The sequence below is a fragment of the Bradyrhizobium ganzhouense genome, from assembly GCF_049949285.1.
GTDB lineage: Bacteria > Pseudomonadota > Alphaproteobacteria > Rhizobiales > Xanthobacteraceae > Bradyrhizobium > Bradyrhizobium ganzhouense.
The window spans coordinates 3,289,789-3,305,044 of record NZ_CP181318.1 but is presented as its reverse complement, the minus strand read 5'-3'; the positions used below and the strand labels follow the sequence as shown (position 1 = coordinate 3,305,044).

13 protein-coding genes are annotated in these 15,256 nt (G+C 65.3%); 12 read left to right on the top strand and 1 reads right to left on the bottom strand.

The features are described from left to right. Nucleotides 1-20: 20 nt before the first annotated feature. The 10 genes from ACLFLU_RS15050 (at nt 21) to ACLFLU_RS15005 (ending at nt 11,976) form a co-directional block, all read left to right on the top strand. On the top strand, nt 21-1,040 hold the full coding sequence (locus tag ACLFLU_RS15050) for a 2-dehydropantoate 2-reductase (RefSeq protein WP_426412951.1): 1,020 nt from the start codon (nt 21-23) through the stop codon (nt 1,038-1,040). Beyond that, entirely contained in the window at nt 1,040-1,825 is a 786-nt protein-coding gene (locus tag ACLFLU_RS15045) for a fumarylacetoacetate hydrolase family protein (protein WP_426412950.1), read from the top strand. The genes ACLFLU_RS15050 and ACLFLU_RS15045 overlap by 1 nt, the downstream gene beginning before the upstream one ends. Nucleotides 1,826-2,100: 275 nt before the next feature. Next, on the top strand, nt 2,101-3,507 hold the full coding sequence (locus ACLFLU_RS15040) for a hypothetical protein (RefSeq protein WP_426412949.1): 1,407 nt from the start codon (nt 2,101-2,103) through the stop codon (nt 3,505-3,507). A 56-nt stretch (nt 3,508-3,563) separates the two neighbouring features. Beyond that, a complete protein-coding gene (locus tag ACLFLU_RS15035; protein ID WP_426412948.1) occupies nt 3,564-4,280 on the top strand; it encodes a hypothetical protein in 717 nt (238 codons plus the stop codon). 154 nt (nt 4,281-4,434) lie between these two features. Then, a complete protein-coding gene (locus tag ACLFLU_RS15030) occupies nt 4,435-4,638 on the top strand; it encodes a hypothetical protein (RefSeq protein ID WP_092188913.1) in 204 nt (67 codons plus the stop codon). A 44-nt stretch (nt 4,639-4,682) separates the two neighbouring features. Next, the gene (locus tag ACLFLU_RS15025) at nt 4,683-5,333 is read left to right on the top strand and encodes a hypothetical protein (RefSeq protein ID WP_426412947.1); all 651 of its coding nucleotides are present in this window, start codon (nt 4,683-4,685) and stop codon (nt 5,331-5,333) included. Nucleotides 5,334-5,855: 522 nt separating this feature from the next. After that, nucleotides 5,856-6,851, top strand: a complete 996-nt coding sequence (locus ACLFLU_RS15020; RefSeq protein ID WP_426412946.1) for an NAD(P)H-dependent flavin oxidoreductase — start codon at nt 5,856-5,858, stop codon at nt 6,849-6,851. Nucleotides 6,852-6,876: 25 nt separating this feature from the next. Next, the gene (locus ACLFLU_RS15015) at nt 6,877-7,848 is read left to right on the top strand and encodes a zinc-binding dehydrogenase (RefSeq protein WP_426412945.1); all 972 of its coding nucleotides are present in this window, start codon (nt 6,877-6,879) and stop codon (nt 7,846-7,848) included. Nucleotides 7,849-8,059: 211 nt separating this feature from the next. Further along, nucleotides 8,060-9,433 (top strand): cation-efflux pump, encoded by a 1,374-nt coding sequence (locus tag ACLFLU_RS15010; protein ID WP_426412944.1) that lies wholly within the window; start codon nt 8,060-8,062, stop codon nt 9,431-9,433. Nucleotides 9,434-9,645: 212 nt separating this feature from the next. Further along, nucleotides 9,646-11,976 carry a PAS domain-containing sensor histidine kinase gene (locus ACLFLU_RS15005; RefSeq protein WP_426412943.1) on the top strand — a complete coding sequence of 777 codons (2,331 nt, stop codon included), beginning with the start codon at nt 9,646-9,648 and terminating at the stop codon, nt 11,974-11,976. A 103-nt stretch (nt 11,977-12,079) separates the two neighbouring features. Here the strand turns inward: ACLFLU_RS15005 and ACLFLU_RS15000 are convergent, their stop codons facing one another. Continuing rightward, nucleotides 12,080-12,973, bottom strand: a complete 894-nt coding sequence (locus tag ACLFLU_RS15000; protein WP_426412942.1) for a LysR family transcriptional regulator — start codon at nt 12,971-12,973, stop codon at nt 12,080-12,082. Between the two features lie 224 nt (nt 12,974-13,197). Between ACLFLU_RS15000 and ACLFLU_RS14995 the strand changes: the two genes are divergently transcribed. Further along, complete coding sequence (locus ACLFLU_RS14995) at nt 13,198-13,698, top strand: formate dehydrogenase subunit gamma (RefSeq protein WP_426412941.1); 501 nt, start codon at nt 13,198-13,200, stop codon at nt 13,696-13,698. Further along, a complete protein-coding gene (locus ACLFLU_RS14990; RefSeq protein ID WP_426412940.1) occupies nt 13,695-15,251 on the top strand; it encodes a formate dehydrogenase beta subunit in 1,557 nt (518 codons plus the stop codon). The genes ACLFLU_RS14995 and ACLFLU_RS14990 overlap by 4 nt, the downstream gene beginning before the upstream one ends. Nucleotides 15,252-15,256 lie beyond the last annotated feature (5 nt).

Sequence of the window (15,256 nt, the reverse complement as noted above, 5' to 3'; positions counted from 1 at the left end):
GGTACCCTCGCGAGGATTTCATGAAGATCTGCATCTACGGCGCCGGCGCGATCGGCGGATATCTCGGCGTGCAGCTGGCGCGCGCAGGCGCCGATGTCAGCCTGGTCGCACGCGGCGCGCACCTCGCCGCGATGCGCGAGCACGGCCTGACGCTACTCGCGGGCGAGGAGAAGCACACCGTCTATCCCCGCTGCACCGACAATGCGGCCGAGCTCGGCGTGCAGGACTACGTCATCGTCACGCTGAAGGCCCATTCGATCACCGGCGTGATCGAGAAGATGCAGCCGCTGCTCGGGCCGCACACCCGCATCGTCACCGCGGTCAACGGCATCCCCTATTGGTACTTCCACAAGCACGGCGGCGATTACGAGAATTCGACGCTGGAGAGCATCGATCCCGGCGGGCGGCAATGGCGCGAATTAGGTGCCGAACGCGCGATCGGCTGCATCGTCTATCCCGCCACCGAGATCGAGGCGCCCGGAATGATCCGCCACGTCTACGGCAATAATTTTCCGCTCGGCGAGCCCTCCGGCGAGATCACGTCGGACGTGCAGCGCCTCGCCGATCTCTTCGTCGCGGCCGGGCTGAAGGCGCCGGTGCTCGACCGCATCCGCGACGAGATCTGGCTCAAGCTGTGGGGCAATGTCTGCTTCAACCCGATCAGCGCCCTGACCCATGCCACGCTCGACGTGATCTGCACCGATCCGTCCACGCGGGCGCTGTCGCGCGCGATCATGGTGGAGACGCAAGCGATCGCCGAAACATTCGGCGTCAAGTTCCGCGTCGATGTCGAGCGCCGCATCGAGGGCGCCCGCAAGGTCGGCGCGCATAAGACCTCGATGCTGCAGGATCTCGAGCGCGGCCGCCCGATGGAGATCGACCCGCTCGTCACCGTGGTGCAGGAGATGGGCCGCCTGACCAGGATCCCGACACCGGCGCTCGACTCGGTGCTGGCGATGGTGACCCAGCGCGCCCGCGTCGCCGGCCTCTATGACGGCGCCTCAGCGCCTAACGATCCTCGCGCACTGGCGGTGGCGTGATGGCGGGCGAGACGAAACACTGGCTCCGCTTCCGCCACGCCGGCACCACCGGCTTCGGCACGCTCACAGCATCAGGCATCAGCGTGCATGACGGCGAGATGTTCGGCCGCAACGCAGCCACGGGCAAATCGCTGGCATTGTCGGAGGTCGAACTGCTCGCGCCCTGCGCGCCCAGCAAGATCGTCGCGCTCTGGAATAATTTTCACGCACTCGCGGCAAAGCTCAATCAGCCCGAGCCGCCGGAGCCGCTCTATCTGCTGAAAGCCACCACCACCATCACGACGCCCGGCGCCGTGATCCGCCGTCCTTCTTATTATGACGGCAAGACCACCTATGAGGGCGAGCTCGGCATCGTCATCGGCAAGACCTGCGCCCGCGTCTCGCCCGCCGAGGCGGACGGCTTCATCTTCGGCTACACCTGTGTCAACGACATCACCGCCAACGACATCCTGACCAGCGATCCCACCTTTCCCCAGTGGGCCCGCGCCAAGGGCATCGACGATTACGGCCCGTTCGGCCCGGTCATCGCAACCGGCCTCGATCCGGCAAAGCTCACGGTGCGCACCATCCTCAACGGCGCGGAGCGGCAGAACTATCCGATCGCGGACATGATCTTCAGCGCGCAAGCCCTCGTCAGCAAGATCTCCCACGACATGACCCTGCTCCCCGGCGACCTCATCGCGGTCGGCACCTCCGTCGGCGTCGGCGTGATGAAGGAGCCGGTGAATATTGTGACGGTTGCGATCGACGGCATCGGCGAGTTGACCAACGAGTTTCGGCTGTAGCCCCGAGCGCGGTGCCGTAGCCCGGATGGAGCGAAAGAGTAATTCGGGACGGGCGCCTCCAGGCTCGCAGACCCCGGATTGCGCTTCGCTCCATCCGGGCTACGGAGCTCGCCAGATTTCGGAAAACCCCGCACGGGCCTCCGCCACCTGGCCAACGCAACCGGCCGTGGATTGCGCCCCTGGGATGCGTCCGGCAACCCGGCCGGCCCTTGATCTCGGTTCCGGTCTCCAATAGCAATCATGGCGAAAATGTGTGCCGGCGTGGGGACGTCACGATGTGGCTATTTTTCCTGGTTGCCTGGGTTGTCCTGCTCGCGGCCATCGCGTTTCTCGCCCCGCAGGCGTTCGGTTATGACATCACCCATTTGCCGGCTGCGTTTGTCGCCCTGCCGATGCCGCAGCGCATCGCGGTCGGTGCAATCCTGGCGGCCGGGCTGGCGCTGATCGGCGCCTCGGCCTGGCGGCTCTCGCGCCAGGACCGGCGCCTCGACAAGCTGCGCGACCGCCTCAAGAAGACCCGGGAAGACGTCGTCGTCGCCCACGCCCTGCAAAATCATCTCGATACCACCGTCCAGCACCTGATCGAGAGCGATCCAAGGGAAGCCGTCGCCGCGCTCCACGACAAGCTCGGCGAGACCGAGCAGCGCGCGCTGCTCCAGCAGGGCCGCAACCAGTCTACCGACATGCACGACCAGCTCGCCGAGATCCGCCGCCGCCAGCAGGGGCTGCGCGAGATGGTCGGCAAGGTCGCTGACCAGCGCCGCGCGGTCGAGCCCGTTTTCACCGAGATCCGCGACCGCCAGAACCAGCTCGAACGCGCGCTCCTCGACCTCGAGACCGACGACCGCAAGAACAATCTCGCCGACCGGCTGAAGGACATCGCCCGCGACGTATCGACGCTGCTGGGCCGGGTCAACGCAGTGCAGGACATTTTTGCGACGCTCAACCAGTACAAGGAAGATCTGGCGAAATCCCATGCCGAGCTGGCGCCGCTGCGCTCATCCGACGCCGGCATCAACACCCTGATCGGCGAGCTCAGCCTCAGCCATGACCGTCTCGCCAAGAGCGTCGACGAGATCGAGACCGGCGGCGAGGCGCCGCTCAACGCACGGGTCGAGACGCTGTCGAACAACAGAAACGAGATCGAGCAGCGCCTGGCCCGGATCGACGACAGCGCCAACATCCTGAAAGCAATCCGGCTCGACTTCGAGGAGCTCGGCCAGCGCCAGGCCCAGCTCGAACGCTCGCTCGCCGACGTCGAGACCGATCACAACGGCAAGACGCTCGTCGACCGCCAGAATGCGCTGAACGATTTCGTCCTCCAGTCGCGCCAGCGCCTCGGGGCGTTGCAGGAAACGCTGGCCACGCTCAACGCCTTCAAGGCGGAGCTGTCGAAATCGCAGGCCGATCTCGTCCCGCTGAAAGCGCCGGTGTTCGGCATCGAGGCCATGATCGCGGACGTCAGCACCACCCGCGATCTGCTGGCCAAAACCGTCGGCGAGATCGAGGCCAATGACGATGTCACCCTCACCTCGCGCGTCGACGCGCTGACCAAGAGCAAGCGCGAGGTCGAAGACCGCCTCGCCCGCATCTTCGAGAATTTCAACGCGCTCGATGGCTTGCGCAAGGACATCGGCGGCATCTTCTCGACCATCCGCAACAGCCTGAACCGGATCGGGTGAAGGCCAAACGACCGACCGGTTCGAACCGCTATTGATCTGCGCGCGACCAACCGCACATGCGCTTCATCCTCGGCTTCCTGTCCGGTCTGCTCGGCGCGCTCGCCGGCTGGTCCGGCCTTGCCGCGCTGGTCGTCATGCTGGCGGGGCCGGACCGCGACGGCGGCATCGCCATGGGCGCTTTCTTCGACATCGGCCCGATCGGCGGCGTGGTCGGCCTGGTCGCCGGCATCTGGCTGTTCGTGCGTTTCGGCCTGATCCGGGACGCAACGCCACAGCCGCCTGCGGAAACCTCCGATGCCACGCCTCCCCGCACCACGCGGCTCTCCTTCCCTTTTGCCGTCACCATTCTGCTCATCGCGGCCGTCCTCGGCTATTGGGGATGGTACGAATTCATCCGCTCGCCCAATCTCAGCCACGGCTTCATGACGCTGCAGATCGAGTTTCGGCTTCCCCCCGGCATGGCCCTGCCGGACAAGGAGGAGGACGTGCATATCGAGGTCGAGGAAGCGACGGGATATGCCAACGCCATGTTGCCGGCGAACTGGCGCGCGCATGACGGCGACCGCAAGGCGATCATTTCCACGGCGTCTCTGATGTACAAGACGCGCTACCGCGCCGTCAGCCTGACGCTTCCGGGCGTGCCTACGCAGAGCTGGCCGATCGATCTCGGTTCCGATCCCGATCCGACGCCCGGCTTTTCGCCCTGGCGCACCGCAAGCGAACCATCGCAAGCAAAGATCGAGATGCATTTCCGCCTCAGTGCCGATCGCTGACGCGGCGCTCCGAAACATTCCGACACACATCACATCTGTGCGTGCCGCCAACAAGTCGCAGGAGTGCCGCACTGTGGTCGCATTCGACCGCCCTTGTATGGGGCGTGTCTGGGGGGCACGGCCCAGCCGTGTTTGGACCAAACCTGCTAGGGGTATGACTGTGAAGAAGATTGTAATTGTTCTGGGTGCAACGCTTGCTCTGGTGACGGCTGCGAACGCTGCGGATCTGCCGCGCCGCCAGCCCGTGCCGGTCTATCCGGCGGAGCAGGCCCCGATCGGCAAGATGCCGATTGGCAAGAGCCCGATTGGCAAGGCCCCGATCGGCAAGGCGCCCGGCCCGGTCGCAGCGCGCTACTGAGCCGCAAAAAACTGGGTAGCCGGCCGACAGTCGAGGGGCACTGCGTGACGAACAAACCTGATCGATCGGGATTCTGCATCCTTGCAGGTCTCGCGCTAGCGGCCATGACCGCATGCATGACGCCATCGGCCTCGGCCCACGAAGCGAACAAGCGCGTTGCCGATGCAAATGCGCTTGCTACGACCGACTCCTCATCGCGACCGGCGCCGCAATCGACGCGGCGCCCCGTCGCGCGTGCGGAGAAAGGTCCCTACTACGTCGACTTCCGTGCGCGGACGGCGGCGAGCTGGGGCCACGCCTTCGTCTGGTACGGCAAGACCAGCGAGCGGGCCGTCGACGTCGCGGGCCTCACGCCCAAGGGCGACACCTGGAGTTACGTGCTCGGCCACCTCACCTGGGTGCCATCCGAGACCGGCGCCAGCTACGGCGATCTCGATCCCGACTATCTGACCGCGAGCTATCGCGTCTATCTGAACGAGGCCGACGCCAAGCGCGTCTTCGCCTACATCAAGAAGCTGCAGGCGAGCTCGCCGGTCTGGAATGCCGAGACCACCAACTGCACCGGCTTCATCGGCGACATCGCCGAGTACATGGGGCTGAAGGTCCCCTATCGCTGGCAGCGCCCGGAAAACTTCGTCAACAGCCTGAAAGACATGAACGGCGGCCGCCAGATGGTGCGGCTGTCGGCGGAGTAGCGGAAGCCTTGTAGCCCGGATGGAGCGCAGCGAAATCCGGGACCGGCGCCGCTTTGTTGCGAGACCCCGGATTGCGCTTCGCTCCATCCGGGCTACGAATCCCCGTCATCACCCACGCCGTCATTGCGAGCAGCCATTGCGACGAAGCAATCCAGAATGCCTCCCCGGAGGTATTCTGGATTGCTTCGCTGCGCTCGCAATGACGAGTTCGTTGAAGCAGCGGGCACAAATCCATAACCGTCAGGTGCGCGCCCTGGGGCGCAACGCGCCGCAGGGCAAGCCTCGAAGGGCGACGGCCCGGGTCTCGCGGCGTGGCCGTCCATCCTTCGAGGCTCGCTGCGCTCGCACCTCAGGATGACCGATGCACACCCGAATTATCCGTCCCGCGGAATCACCCTCGCTCCCTGCATGACGCCCCGCCCTCACCGCACGGCGGCGCAATAGACTTTTCCCGACCCCAGCGGCATCCTCCCGCCATCAACCGATAACAGAGCCTGCGGGCCACCCAGGGGGAACAGATCAATGCTGCAGACACGGTTCACAAAGCTCGTCGGCGTCGAGCACCCGATTGTCCAGGGTGGCATGCAATGGGTCGGGCGGGCCGAGCTGGTCGCGGCCGTTGCCAATGCCGGCGCGCTCGGTTTCATCACGGCGCTGACCCAGCCGACGCCGGAGGACCTGACCAAGGAGATCGCGCGCTGCCGCGACCTCACCGACAAGCCGTTTGGCGTCAACCTCACCATCCTGCCCGCGATCAAGCCGCCGCCTTACGCCGAATACCGCGCCGCCATCATCGAAGCCGGCATCACGGTGGTCGAGACCGCCGGCAACAAGCCACAGGAGCATGTCGACGAGTTCAAGAAGCACGGCGTCAAGGTTGTGCACAAATGCACCAGTGTCCGCCACGCGCTGTCGGCGGAACGGATGGGCGTCGACGCCATCTCGATCGACGGTTTCGAATGCGCCGGCCACCCCGGCGAGGACGACACCCCCGGCCTGATCCTGATCCCGGCCGCCGCCAACAAGGTCAAGATCCCGATGATCGCCTCCGGCGGCTTTGCGGATGCGCGCGGTCTCGTCGCCGCCCTGGCGCTGGGCGCCGACGGCATCAACATGGGCACCCGCTTCATGGCCACCAAGGAAAGCCCGATCCACCAGCTCATCAAGGAGAAGATCGTCGCCAACGACGAGCGCGAGACCGAGCTGATCTTCCGCACCATGCGCAACACCTCGCGCGTCGCCAGGAACGAGATCTCGACCAAGGTCGTCGCCATGGAGAAGGAAGGCGCCAAGTTCGAGGACATTCGCGAGCTCGTTGCGGGTGCCCGCGGCAAGATGGTCTACGCGACGGGCAATTCGGACGAAGGCATCTGGTCGGCCGGCCAGGTGCAGGGCCTGATCCAGGACATCCCGAGCTGCGGCGAGCTCATCTCGCGCATCGTGCGCGAAGCCGAGGCGATCATTCGCAGCCGGCTCGAAGGCATGATCGCTCAACCAAGCGCGCAAGCCGCGGAATAATCACTGCAAGAAGCGAGACCAATTCATGAAGGCTTACGTCTACGGCCCTGACGGTGCTCGGATTTCCGACGTCGCTCAACCAAAGCCTAAAGGCACACAGGTGCTGGTTCGCGTCCGCGCCTGTGGCCTCAATCGCGCCGACACCGGCATGCGCAAGGGCCACGCCCATGGCGCAGCCGGCGGCGTCGGCACCGTGCTCGGGATGGAATGGGCGGGTGAAGTTGCCGAACTCGGACCGGATGCGAAGGGCGTCAAGGTCGGCGATCGCATCATGGGCTCAGGCGGCGCAGCCTTCGCCGAGTACACGCTCGCCGACCACGGTCGGCTGTTCCGCGCGCCCTCGAACATGAACTTCGAGGAGGCCGCCACCCTCCCCGTCGCGCTCGCGACCATGCACAATGCCGTTGTCACCGTCGGCGGCGTGCAGCCCGGCCAGGCCGTGCTGATCCAGGGTGCGAGCTCCGGCGTCGGCCTGATGGCGATGCAAATTGCAAAACTCAAGGGCGCCAGGATGGTGATCGGCTCCTCGACCGATGCCTATCGCCGCGGCCGACTGACCGAATACGGCGCCGACCTCGCGGTCGACTCCTCCGACCCCAAATGGGTCGACGAGGTGTTGAAGGCGACGAACGGCGAAGGCGTCGACCTCATCGTCGACCAGGTCTCGGGCAAGGTCGCCAACCAGAACCTCGCCGCGACCAAGATCCTGGGCCGCATCGTCAATGTCGGCCGGCTCGGCGGCACCCATGCCGACTTCAACTTCGACCTGCATGCGGCCCGCCGCATCAGCTATATCGGCGTCACCTTCCGCACCCGCACCATCGAGGAGGTCCGCGCGATCTTCGACGAGGTCCGTAAGGACATCTGGGGCGCGGTCGAGTCGCGCAAGCTGCAATTGCCGATCGACAAGGTCTACGCCTTCGGCGACATCGACAAGGCGTTCGCGCACATGGAGGCGAACAAGCACCTCGGGAAGATCGTGGTGACGGTGCCGTAGCCGTCGTTCCGGTTTCCGGTCCCGTAGGGCGGGCAAAGCGGAGCGTGCCCACCATGTGTCGGCTATCGCGAACAGTGGTGGGCACAGCGCTACCGCGCCTTTGCCTACCCTACGAGATCGAGCCAGAGGCGGATCGCTCCTGCAACTCACTAGCGACTACACCTGTGGATCGTCGCTTGATGTTCGCGAGCGCCCTGCTAAATCCCCGGCCATGAGCGGACAACACGACAAGACATCGGTCGCGGCAATTTCGATCCTGGCCAGCGGCGGCATGGCGGCGGCCAAATTTGTGGTCGGCATCGCGATCGGATCGCTGGCGCTGATCTCCGAGGCTCTGCACTCCTCGATCGACCTGGTTGCGACCATCATCACCTGGGCGGTGGTGCGGGTGTCGGACAAGCCGGCCGACGACGAGCACCATTACGGCCACGGCAAGCTCGAGAGCATCTCCGCGCTCGGCGTGACCGCCCTGCTCTACGTCCTCGCCGGCGGCATCCTGGTCCAGTCCTACAGCCACCTTCGCGAGGGAACCCCGCCGCCGACGATTTCGGCCGTACCCTTCGTCGTGCTGGTGATCGATATCGTCGTCAATCTCTGGCGCGCCCGCGCCCTGCACCGCGCCGCCCGGGAGACCCGAAGCGAGGCGCTCGCCGCCGACGCGCTGCACTTTGCATCGGACGTCATGGGCTCATGCGCCGTGATCGTGGGCCTTATTCTCGCGGCCTTCGGCTTCTGGTGGGGCGATGCGGCGGCCGCCGCGGCCGTGGCCGTGATGATCGCGGCTCTCGGCCTGCGGATGGCAAGCTCCACGGTGCAGACGCTGCTCGACCGCGCCCCAGAAGGGGCGTTGGAGAAGGCTACGGACGCGATCCGCAGCGTGCCCGGCGTGATCGACGTCGAGCGCTTGCGCGTACGCATGGTCGGGGCGACCACCTTCATCGACAGCATCGTCAACGTGCCCAGGACCTACCCGATCGACCGCGTCGAGGAGATCAAGCGCAACGCGCAAATCGCCGTCACCAAGGCCTTCGGCGATGCCGACCTCACCTTCACCGCGGTCCCCGTCGCACGCGACAACGAAACCGTGCGCGACCGCATCATGGTGATTGCGCACAATTCCGGCCTCGCCGTCCACCACGTCACCGTGCACGACCTCGGTGGCAAGCTGATTGTCGGCATCGACCTCGAGGTCGACGCCGAGATGGCCCTCGAGGCCGCCCACGACGTCGCCAACACGCTCGAGCGCAAGATCCAGGAGGAGTTCGGCGCGGACGTCGAGGTCGACGTCCATATCGAGCCGCTGGAACCGGAGCTGCCGTTCGGCGTCGATGCCGTCCCGGAACGGGTGCAGACCATCGTAGCCGCCCTGACGGAATATGCCGCCGGCGGCGAGATCCACGACATCCATAATGTGCGTGTCCGCAACACCGACGCCGGCGAGATCGTCAACTTCCATTGCCGCGCCATGCCGTCGATGAGCGTGATCAAGGTGCACGAGCAAGTCGACGCGATCGAGCGCCGCTTGCGTCGCGCGTTCCCGAGCGTGAAGCGCGTCATCAGCCACGCCGAACCGCCGCGCGCGTGATGGAGTCACACGTTCTCGTTTCGGACTCGTCACGCATGTGAGTTTGCGGACTCGAAGCGCGCGAACTCTCCATTGGATAAGAATTATTTCGCGTTAACGTTTCGTTGACTCTCGACAGCCTGCGCAAACTGGATTCAAATCGCTGTGATTCGAAAGCGACGTGGGGCTGCTTTCGAAACTCGTCGTAAGCTGGTTTTCAGGGGGCCGAAGGCATGGCGCGCGCAGACGCCGCGAACGCATGCGTCCAATCCGATTCGATCAAGGGATTGGCGCAATCGATCGCGAAACCTGCCTATCATAGGCTCCTGATCGCGGAGCCGGTGCTGCGCCGCGCCGTGCCGATGCTCATCATTGCCTTCCTCATCACGATCTGCCTCGGCGCACTCGTCCAGGTCGTCGACCAGACGCGCCAGAAGCGCCTGGTGATCCAGAACGACATTTCGGCGCTCGCCGAATTGCTCGCCGAGCGCATCGACCGCGTCACCTCCGTGCGCGCGGAGCGGCTGAAGACCATCGAGAACCTGCCGACGTTGCTGCCCGACATGATCCCGTCCCGGGCCAGAGTCTCGGGCCGCCACGTCGTCGTCACCTCGGCCGGAACCGACCGCCGCATCCTCGCCCGCATTCCGATCGACAGCGATCCCTCAGGCGACGACCGCCTGCTCGATGCGATCACCACCGCGCAACTGCTCGCCGCGCCGCCGCCCGAGAATGACGTCTCCAACATGACGCTGCCGAACGGCAACGCCGCGATGGCGACCTCGCGGCCGATCAGATCGCTGCCGGGCCTCGTCTCCGTGATCCAGGAACGCAACGAGCCGATCTGGGGTTCGGATGCGGCCCTTTCGGTCACGCTGTCGGCCACCACCGGCTTCGTCGTCCTGATCCTCGGCTTCGCCTTCCACTGGCAGTCGACCCGCGCCCGCGAAGGCGACCTCATCAACGACGCCGTGCGCGGCCGGATCGACACCGCACTCAACCGCGGCCGCTGCGGCCTGTGGGACTGGGACCTGTCGCGCGGCCGGATCTTCTGGTCGCAATCGATGTTTTCGATGCTGGGCCTCGACGGCCGCAACGAGCTCCTCACCTTCGGCGAGGTCAACGCGCTGGTGAAGTCGGACGACATCGACTTGTTCGCGATCGCCGACCAGCTCATCTCCGAGAAGATCGCCCATATCGACCAGACCTTCCGCATGCAGCATGTCGACGGCCACTGGATCTGGCTCCGCGTCCGCTGCGAGCGGACCCGCGGTTCCGGCGATTCCGGCGTGCACCTGATCGGGATCGCGGTCGACATCACCGAGCAGAAGAGCCTCGCCGAGCGCACCGTGGAAGCCGACCTTCGCCTGCGCGACGCGATCGAGACTATTCCGGAAGCCTTCGTGCTGTGGGATGCCAGCGACCGACTGGTGCTCTGCAATTCGCACTTCCAGCGCCTGCACAAGCTGCCCGACACGGCCGTGATCCCCGGCACCTCCTACGAGACCGTGCTGGAAGTCGGCCGCATGCCGGAAGTCCGCACCCGCCACAACGAAACTGCAAACCAGGGCCCGGGCGCCCGCACCTTCGAGGCCCAGCTCGACGACGGCAGCTGGCTGCACATCAGCGAGCGCCGCACCAAGGACGGCGGCTACGTCTCGGTCGGCACCGACATCACCCGCATCAAGGAGCACGAGCAGAAGCTCGTCGACAACGATCTGCGCCTGCGCGCCACCGTCATCGACCTCAAGCGCTCGCAGGCGGCGCTGGAACGCCAGACCATCGAGCTCGCCGATCTCGCCGAGAAATATCAGCGCGAGAAGACCCGGGCCGAGGAAGCCAACCAGACCAAGTCGAAATTCCTCGCCAATATGAGCCACGAGCTGCGCACGCCGCTCAACGCGATCATCGGCTTCTCCGAGATCATGGGCTCGGGCATGTTCGGTGAGCTCGGCAGCGAGAAGTACCAGGAATACTGCCACGACATCCTGACCAGCGGCCATTATCTGCTCGAAGTCATCAACGACATCCTCGACATGTCCAAGATCGAGGCAGGCCGCATGAAGCTCGACATGGAAGAGCTCGACCTTGCAAAGACGCTCGCGGAATCCCTGCGCGTCGTCGCCGGCCGGGCGCAGGACAAGAATCTGGCGCTGGACGCCGACATCGAGACATCCATCTCGGTCGTCGCCGACCGCCGCGCCACCAAGCAGATCATCGTCAACCTGCTGTCCAACGCCGTGAAGTTCACGCCCGACGGCGGACGCATCGTGGTGCGCAGCCGGCAGCTCGAGGACAGGATCGTGCTGATGATCGCCGACACCGGCATCGGAATCGCGCCGCACTCGCTGGCGCGACTTGGGCATCCGTTCGAGCAGGTCGAGAGCCAGCTCACCAAGACCTATCACGGCTCCGGCCTCGGGCTTGCGATCGCCCGCTCGCTGGCGCAGCTCCACGGCGGCTCGATGCGGCTGCGCTCCAGGCTCGAAGTCGGCACCGTCGTCCGCGTGACGCTGCCGCGCAACGCCATCAAGGCGGCCGCCGGAATTTCCGCTGCGGCCTAGAGCTTCGGTTCTGATGGTATCAGAACGGAAGCTCTAGATTCTTGTTTTGACGCGTTTTCTTCACGCGAACCGGTATCCACTTCGCTCGAAAACGCTATAGGTCTTACGCTTGCAGCGTCGGCGCCACTTCGCGCGCGACATTGACCAGCGCGGCGATCATCGGCGTCATTGGATCGCGCTGCGGGATCACCAGACCAATGCTGTAATTGACCTCGGGATCGGTGATCGGGATCGAGCGAACCTTGTCGGAGAGGCCGAGCGTCTCGGCGAGCTTGGCCGGCATCACGCTCGCCCAGCGTCCCGTCTTGACGTGGGTGAACAGCACCAGCAGCGAGTTCGAGGTCAATGTCGGCGTCGCCTCCGCGCCGACCGAGCGCAGCGCGCGGTCGATGATGCGGCGGTTCTGCATGTCCGGTGTCAGCAGGCACAGCGGCACCTGCCCGACCTCGCTCCAGGTCACCGTCTCGCGGTCTCCGAACATCCCATCGGGCGCGGTGAGCAAGCGATAGCTCTCGTTGTAGAGCGGAATGGTGCGCACCTTCCCGATCGGCTCGTTCTCGATATAGGTCAGCCCCGCATCGACCTCGAGATTTTCGAGCAGCCCCAGCACCTCCGACGAGGTCGTCGAGCGGATGCTGAAGCGCACCTCGGGATGCCGCGCTCGGAACGGCGTCGTCAGCGCCGCGACCATGCCGAGCACGGTCGGGATCGCCGCAATACGGATCTCGCCGGACAGCTTGTCCTTCAGCGAGTTGATCTCCTGGCGCATCGCGCGGGCATCGCCCACGATCCGCCGCGCCCAGTCCAGCGCCCGCTCGCCTTCGGGGGTAAATCCCTGGAAACGCGACCCGCGCTGGACCAGCATCACGCCAAGGATCTCCTCGAGCTGCTTGAGCCCGGTCGACATGGTCGGCTGGGTCACGCCGCAAGCCTCCGCCGCGCGTCCGAAATGCCGTTCCTTGGCCAGCGCCAGCAGCAGTTCAAGCTTGTCGATCAACCGTCCATCCCCTGGGTCGCTGTCGTGGCATACAAGTTATCACGCCGAGCCTGCACCAACACGCAAAAACCGGCAGTCGATACAAGTTTCATTAGCGCCTCGTATCGACCGATTGCACTTTCAAATCGATCTGAATTCGCAATCGCAGCATGAGACAGCTTTATTGATCTTCGAATGATTCCAAATAGTTTGCGAGGAAGGGACGCTCAATTTGAGAACGAAGAATGACAGCGGTTTTTGAGCCTTGCTACGAGCCTTCTTACGAGCCTTGGGACGAGACGCGCGGCGCCGAGATCATCGCCGAACACGCCAAGCAAGAGGGCGCGACGCTGGTCATTCTGCATGCGCTCCAGGAGGCGTTCGGCTATGTGCCCGAGCCGGCCATTCCCATGGTGGCGCAGGCGCTGAATCTGTCGCGCGCAGAAGTCCACGGCGTGTTCACCTTCTACCATGATTTCCGCCACAAGCCGGCCGGCCGCCACGTGCTGAAGCTGTGCCGCGCCGAGGCCTGCCAGGCTGCCGGTGGCGATGCGCTGGCCGCGCGCGCTGAAGCGAAGCTCGGCGTCTCGCTCGGCAACACCACTGCGGATGATCGCGTCACGCTGGAGCCGATCTACTGCCTCGGGCTGTGCTCGACCGCGCCGTCGGCGATGCTCGACGGCCGCCTCGTCGGCCGTCTCGACGAGAAGCGCCTCGATGCGCTGGTTGCGGAGGCGCAACGATGACAATGAAAATTTTCGTCCCGCGCGATGCGACGGCCATCGCCGTCGGCGCCGATGAGGTTGTCGCAACATTCGAGCAGATCGCAGAGAAGCGCGGCCTGCCGATCGAGATCGTCAGGACCGGCTCGCGCGGACTGCATTGGCTGGAGCCGATGGTCGAGGTGGCGACCCCTGAGGGCCGCGTCGCTTACGGCCCGGTGAGCGCCGAGGACGTCGCCTCCGTGCTCGAGTCCATGGCGAACAACGGGCCGCACGCGCTGCGGCTCGGCGTCGCAGACGAAATTCCCTGGCTCAAGCGCCAGACCCGCCTCACCTTCGCCCGTTGCGGCGTGATCGATCCGCGCTCGCTCGAGGATTATCGCGCCCATGGCGGCTACAAGGGGCTGGAGCGCGCGCTCTCGCTCGGCTCGGACGCGATCCTCACTGAGGTCACCGCCTCCGGCCTGCGCGGCCGCGGCGGCGCCGGCTTCCCGACCGGCATCAAGTGGAAGACGGTCGCGCAAGCCAAGGCTGACCGCAAATTCATCGTCTGCAATGCCGACGAAGGCGACAGCGGCACCTTCGCCGACCGCATGATCATGGAAGGCGATCCCTTCCTCGTCATCGAGGGCATGACGACGGCCGGCATCACCGTCGGCGCCACCAAGGGCTACATCTACATCCGCAGTGAATATCCGCACGCGGTCGCGGCAATGAATGCCGCGATATCAGCAGCGCGGCGCGGCGGCTATCTCGGCGACAAGATCGGCGGCTCGACCTATAGCTTCGACATGGACGTGCGCGTCGGCGCCGGCGCTTACGTCTGCGGTGAGGAGACTTCGCTGCTTGAGAGCCTCGAAGGCCGCCGTGGCCTGGTGCGCGCCAAGCCGCCGCTACCGGCCCATCACGGCCTGTTCGGCAAGCCCACCGTTATCAACAACGTGCTGTCGTTCGCGGCCACTCCCTTCATCCTCGCCGAAGGCGCCAAGGCCTATGCGGATTTCGGCATGGGCCGTTCGCGCGGCACGATGCCGATCCAGCTTGCCGGCAACATCCGCCAGGGTGGGCTGTTCGAAACGGCGTTCGGCGTCACGCTCGGCGAGCTTGTCGACGACATCGGCGGCGGCACGTTCACCGGCCGCCCGGTTCGCGCCGTGCAGGTCGGCGGCCCGCTTGGCGCCTATTTCCCTCGCGCGCTGTTCGACACCCCGTTCGACTATGAAGCGTTCGCCGCACGCGACGGCCTGATCGGCCATGGCGGCATCGTCGTGTTCGACGACAGCGTCGACATGCGCAAGCAGGCTCGTTTTGCCATGGAATTCTGCGCAGTAGAATCCTGCGGCAAATGCACGCCCTGCCGAATCGGCTCGACCCGCGGCGTCGAGACCATCGAGAAGATCATCCGCGGCGAGCGCGTCAGCGAAAACCTCGCGCTTGTCGAAGACCTCTGCAGCACCATGAAATTCGGCTCGCTCTGCGCACTCGGCGGCTTCACGCCGTACCCCGTGCTCAGCGCATTGAAGCACTTCCGGGAGGATTTCGCTCCCATCCCGACCACGCTTCAGGCCGCGGAATAGGAGAA

Excerpts from the sequence above, each read along its gene's own strand:
- ACLFLU_RS15050 (WP_426412951.1), top strand. The coding sequence starts at position 21 with ATGAAGATCTGCATCTACGGCGCCGGCGCGATCGGCGGATATCTCGGC.
- ACLFLU_RS15045 (WP_426412950.1), top strand. The coding sequence starts at position 1,040 with ATGGCGGGCGAGACGAAACACTGGCTCCGCTTCCGCCACGCCGGCACC.
- ACLFLU_RS15040 (WP_426412949.1), top strand. The coding sequence starts at position 2,101 with ATGTGGCTATTTTTCCTGGTTGCCTGGGTTGTCCTGCTCGCGGCCATC.
- ACLFLU_RS15035 (WP_426412948.1), top strand. The coding sequence starts at position 3,564 with ATGCGCTTCATCCTCGGCTTCCTGTCCGGTCTGCTCGGCGCGCTCGCC.
- ACLFLU_RS15030 (WP_092188913.1), top strand. The coding sequence starts at position 4,435 with ATGACTGTGAAGAAGATTGTAATTGTTCTGGGTGCAACGCTTGCTCTG.
- ACLFLU_RS15020 (WP_426412946.1), top strand. The coding sequence starts at position 5,856 with ATGCTGCAGACACGGTTCACAAAGCTCGTCGGCGTCGAGCACCCGATT.
- ACLFLU_RS15015 (WP_426412945.1), top strand. The coding sequence starts at position 6,877 with ATGAAGGCTTACGTCTACGGCCCTGACGGTGCTCGGATTTCCGACGTC.
- ACLFLU_RS15010 (WP_426412944.1), top strand. The coding sequence starts at position 8,060 with ATGAGCGGACAACACGACAAGACATCGGTCGCGGCAATTTCGATCCTG.
- ACLFLU_RS15005 (WP_426412943.1), top strand. The coding sequence starts at position 9,646 with ATGGCGCGCGCAGACGCCGCGAACGCATGCGTCCAATCCGATTCGATC.
- ACLFLU_RS14995 (WP_426412941.1), top strand. The coding sequence starts at position 13,198 with ATGACAGCGGTTTTTGAGCCTTGCTACGAGCCTTCTTACGAGCCTTGG.
- ACLFLU_RS14990 (WP_426412940.1), top strand. The coding sequence starts at position 13,695 with ATGACAATGAAAATTTTCGTCCCGCGCGATGCGACGGCCATCGCCGTC.